Origin of the sequence: Streptomyces sp. UNOB3_S3 (assembly GCF_020740895.1) — a bacterium.
Classification (GTDB): domain Bacteria; phylum Actinomycetota; class Actinomycetes; order Streptomycetales; family Streptomycetaceae; genus Streptomyces.
The window spans coordinates 1-4,553 of record NZ_JAILXP010000484.1 but is presented as its reverse complement, the minus strand read 5'-3'; the positions used below and the strand labels follow the sequence as shown (position 1 = coordinate 4,553).

Genomic DNA, 4,553 nt, shown 5'->3' with positions numbered 1-4,553 from the left:
ACCGGGACGACCGTGGCGCTCGCAGCCGGTGAGCGCGGCGAGCGCGGTGAGCGCGGTGAGCAGCAGCGCGAGCGCCACGGTCGTCCCGGTCGTCCGGCCGGTCCTCCCGTCGGGGGCGCGTCTCACGGAGTGACCCCGGGCGGCTCGGCCCGGCGGCGGCGCAGCTGCCGGCGCGCGGCGTAGCCGGCCAGGCCGACGGCGACGAGCAGGGTGCCGCCGTTGAACAGCGGGGTGACCCAGAAGCGGGCCCCGAGCTGGCCGATGCCCGCGAGGCCGACGGCGAGGACGGTGACGGCTACGAGGGTGCCCACGGCGTTGGCCCGGCCGGGCCTGATGGCGGTGGAGCCGAGCAGCGCGCCGACGAAGGCGGGCAGCAGGTAGTCCATGCCGACGCTGGGGTTGCCGATCTGCTGCTGCGCGGCCAGGAGGACCCCGGCGCAGCCGGCGACCAGGCCCGAGACGGTGAAGGCGTGGATGACGAAGCGCCGGGAGGGGATGCCCACGAGCTCGGCGGCGCGGGGGTTGGAGCCGATGACGTACAGGTACCGGCCCAGGGGGAGCCGTTCCAGGAGCAGCCACAGGACGGCGGTGAGCGCCAGGACGTAGAAGGCGGGGACGGGAAGGCCGAGGAACCGGGAGTCGTAGAGGTCGGTGAAGGCGGCCGGGAGGCCGTGGGGGCCGGGGACGATCCGGGCGCCGTCGGTGATCCGGCCGGTGACGGCGTACATGATGCTGCCGGTGCCGAGGGTGGCGATGAACGAGTCGATCCGGGCGTATTCGACGACGACGCCGTTGACGGCGCCGACGGCCGCGCCGCCCAGGGCCACCGTCAGGCAGGCGAGCGGCCAGGGCCACCCCTGGGTGACGATGAGCCGCATCGTCATGACGTGCGCGAGGCCGAGGCCGTAGCCGATGGACAGGTCGAACCGGCCGGCGGCGATGGGGATCGTCGCGCCGAGCGCGAGGGCGGCGGGGATGGACTGGTTGGACAGGACGGCGGAGATGTTGTCGAGGGTGGGGAAGGTGTCCGGCAGGGCGAGGGAGAAGGCGACGAACAGCACGACGGTGAGGGTCAGGAGGCCGTAGGCGCCGAGGAGGTGACCGAGGTGCCCGAGGCGGCCGGCGAGGAGCCGCCGGCCCGGGTCGGGCGGGGTCATTCCCGCGCCCCGGTGGCGTGGTTCCCGCCGGGGCCCTCGGCGGGATCCCCGGTCAGCGGTGTCATGGCCGAGGCGGCGCGGGTGAGCGCGGCGGCGGTCAGGGACGCCCCGCCCAGCTCCGCCGTCACGGCGCCGCGGACGAGGACGAGGGCCCGGTGGCACACGTCGGCGACCTCCTCGAAGTCGCTGGAGACGAGCAGCACGGCCAGGCCGCCGGCCAGCGCCTCCCGGAGCAGCCGGTGGACCGCCGCCTTCGCGCCGACGTCCACCCCGGCCGTCGGCTCCTCCAGGATCAGCAGGGTCCGGGGCAGCCGCAGCCACCGGCCGAGCATGACCTTCTGCTGGTTCCCGCCGGACAGGGTGGCGATCGGCCGTTCGCTGTCCCGGGGCCGTACCGTGAAGCGCGCGATGAGCACGGCGGCCTCGGCGCGCTCGGGACCGGGGCTGATCCAGTGGGTGCCGGGCGTTCCGCCCGCCCGGGGGTTGGCCAGGAAGTTCTCCCGTACGGTCAGGTCGGGGGCGCAGCCCTCCCCCTGCCGGTCGCTGCTGACGAAGCCGACCCCGGCGGCGACGGCGTGGGCGACGGAGTCCGGGCGGTAGGGCCGGCCGGCCAGCCGGATCCGGCCGCCGAGGACCGGGCGGGCCCCGGCGAGGGCACGGCCCAGCGTGGTGTGCCCGGCGCCGGTGAGCCCCACGAGGCCGAGGGCCTCGCCGCCGCGCAGCCGCAGGGTCACGGGCCCGGTGTGCTCGGTCCGGACGCCGTCGAGGTCGAGGACGACCGGCCCGGTGGCGGGCGCGGGGAGGCGGTGGCGGCCGGGGTCGTGGCCCACGATGTCGCGCACCAGCCGGGCGGTGGAGTAGCCGGCGACCGGGCCGTGGCTGACGACGCGGCCGTCGCGCAGGACGGCGAAGGTGTCGGCGACCTCGCGCACCTCGTCCAGCCGGTGGGTGACGAGGACGACGGCGTGGCCCCGGTCGCGCAGGTCGCGCAGCACGGCGAAGAGCCGGGTGCGGTCCGCCGCCGGGAGACTGGCGGTCGGCTCGTCCAGGACGATCAGCTCGGCCCGGACGCACAGGGCGCGGGCGATGGCCACCAGGGAGCGTTCGGCCCGGGTGAGGTCGGCGACGACCGCGTCCGGGCCGAGGTGCGCGGCGACGACACCGAGGGCCTCGGCGCACTGCCGGCGGACGCGCCGCCAGGACACCAGTCCGGCGCGGCGCGGATAGCCGGCGCCCAGGGCGATGTTCTCGGCGACCGTCATCCACCCCACCAGGCCCAGGTCCTGGTGGATGAAGGACATGGCGCGGCGGGCCGCCTCGGTGCCCAGCGGATGCCCGGCGACGGTCACGTCGCCCGCGTCCGCGTGGTGGACGCCCGCGAGCACCTTGATGAGCGTGGACTTCCCGGCGCCGTTGGGGCCGAGCAGCGCCAGGACGTTCCCGGCCGGGATGTCGAGGTCGACCGCGTCCAGCGCCAGGGTGCCGCCGAAGCGCTTGCTGAGACCGCGGATGCGGACGAGATACCGCATGCCGGACATGCTACGTCCCCCTTCGTCCCCGGCGCCGGATGGGCCGTCGGATCGCGGGGATGTCGTCAGATCGCCGGGATGTCGTCGAAGGAGCCGAGGGAACCGAAGGAGTCCAGGGCGAGCCCGGCCGTCTCGCCGGCCTTCCCCGCGGGCATCTCCAGCGCGCACTCGGCCCAGATGACCTTGCCCTCGGCGGTGTAGCGGGTGCCCCACGCCTGGGAGAGCCGCGCCACGAGGAACAGCCCGCGGCCGCCCTCGTCGGTGGTCGCGGCATGGCGCAGATGCGGGGCGGTGCTGCTGGCGTCGGACACCTCGCAGGTCAGCGTGCGGTCGTAGAGCAGCCGCACCTGGATGGGGCCGCGGCCGTACCGGACGGCGTTGGTGACCAGCTCGCTGAGCAGCAGCTCGATGTCGAAGGAGATCTCGTCCAGCCCCCACGCGGCCAGTTGCCGGGCGACCGCGGCGCGGACGGTGGAGACGAGCGCCGGGTCGGCGGGCAGGTCCCAGGTGGCGACGCGGTGCGGGTCGAGGGTGTGGGTGCGGGCGACGAGGAGTGCGATGTCGTCGGCGGGGTGCTCGGGGACGACGGCCTCGACGACGGCCTGGCAGGTCTCCTCGGGCGGCCGGTTGGGGCAGGCCAGGGCCCGGCGCAGCTGCTCCAGGGCGGTGTCGAAGTCGCGGTCGCGGTCCTCGATGAGCCCGTCGGTGTAGAGGACCAGCTGGCTGCCCTCGGGCAGATGGAACTCGGCGGTCTCGAAGGGGAGGCCGCCCAGCCCCAGCGGCGGTCCCGCGGGCAGGTCGGGGAAGGTGACGGTGCCGTCGGGGTGGACCAGCGCGGGCGGGCAGTGACCGGCCCGGGCCATGGTGCACCGCTGGGAGGCGGGGTCGTAGATGACGTACAGGCAGGTCGCGCCGATGATGCCGGTGATGCCGGAGAAGGGGTCGTCCCCGCACTCCTCCCGGTCGAGGCGGCCCACGAGGTTGTCGAGGTGGACGAGGACCTCGTCCGGGGGCAGGTCCAGCTCGGCGAAGTTGCGCGCGGCGGTGCGCAGCCGCCCCATGGTCGCGGCGGCGTGCAGCCCGTGGCCGACGACGTCCCCGACGACGAGGGCGACGCGGGTGCTGGAGAGGGGGATGACATCGAACCAGTCGCCGCCGACACCGGATTCGGCGGGCATGTAGCGGTGCGCGACCTCGACGGCGTTCTGCTCGGGGAAGCCCTGCGGCAGCAGGCTGTGCTGGAGGGCGAGCACCATGGCGTGCTCACGGGTGTAGCGGCGCGCGTTGTCGATGCAGATGGCGGCGCGGGTGGCGAGCTCCTGCGCGAGCGAACGGTCGTCGTCCCCGAAGGGGGCGGGGTCGCGCGCCCGGTAGAAGCTCGCGATGCCCAGGGCGATGCCGCGGGCCAGGAGCGGGACGGCGATGAGCGAGTGGACGTTGTGGGCGAGGATGCGCTGGGCGTTCACGCGGCTCTGGGCGATCCAGCCCGCGGCGGACCTGAGGTCGGGCTCCAGGACGGTCCGCCCGCTGGTCAGACAGCGCAGCTGGGGCGTGGTGGGCTGGAGGTGGACCCGCTCGCCGGCCGGGTAGAACGGGCAGTCGTCGCGGATGCCGTGCACCACGGTCCGGTGGAGGTCCCGGGTGGGGTCGGAGGGTTCGTCGCCGCGCAGCACGGACTCGGGGAGGTCGATGGTGACGTAGTCGGCCAGGCGCGGTACGGCCATCTCGGCGAGCTCCCGGGCGGTGCGGCCCACGTCCAGGGTGGTGCCGATGCGGGTGCTGGCCTCGGACAGCAGCTCCAGGCGGCGCCGGGCCGCCACGGCGTACTTGCCCACCCCCGGCTCGTGCTCGTGGGCGAGCCGGGGGT

Annotated in this window: 3 protein-coding genes; all 3 read right to left on the bottom strand. The window is 75.3% G+C overall.

The window, feature by feature from the left end; translation table 11 throughout:
- Nucleotides 1-122: 122 nt before the first annotated feature.
- Nucleotides 123-1,157, bottom strand: a complete 1,035-nt coding sequence (locus K6I33_RS32225) for an ABC transporter permease (protein ID WP_229358107.1) — start codon at nt 1,155-1,157, stop codon at nt 123-125.
- The gene (locus K6I33_RS32220; RefSeq protein ID WP_229358106.1) at nt 1,154-2,695 is read right to left on the bottom strand and encodes a sugar ABC transporter ATP-binding protein; all 1,542 of its coding nucleotides are present in this window, start codon (nt 2,693-2,695) and stop codon (nt 1,154-1,156) included. Before K6I33_RS32220 ends, K6I33_RS32225 begins: the two co-directional genes overlap by 4 nt.
- A 56-nt stretch (nt 2,696-2,751) precedes the next feature.
- Nucleotides 2,752-4,553 (bottom strand): SpoIIE family protein phosphatase (locus K6I33_RS32215; protein ID WP_229358105.1); only part of this gene is annotated, 1,802 nt, incomplete at its 5' end.

What these genes read in the sequence shown, in the direction of transcription:
- K6I33_RS32225 (WP_229358107.1), bottom strand. Translation starts at nt 1,157, where the DNA reads ATGACCCCGCCCGACCCGGGCCGGCGGCTCCTCGCCGGCCGCCTCGGG.
- K6I33_RS32220 (WP_229358106.1), bottom strand. Translation starts at nt 2,695, where the DNA reads ATGTCCGGCATGCGGTATCTCGTCCGCATCCGCGGTCTCAGCAAGCGC.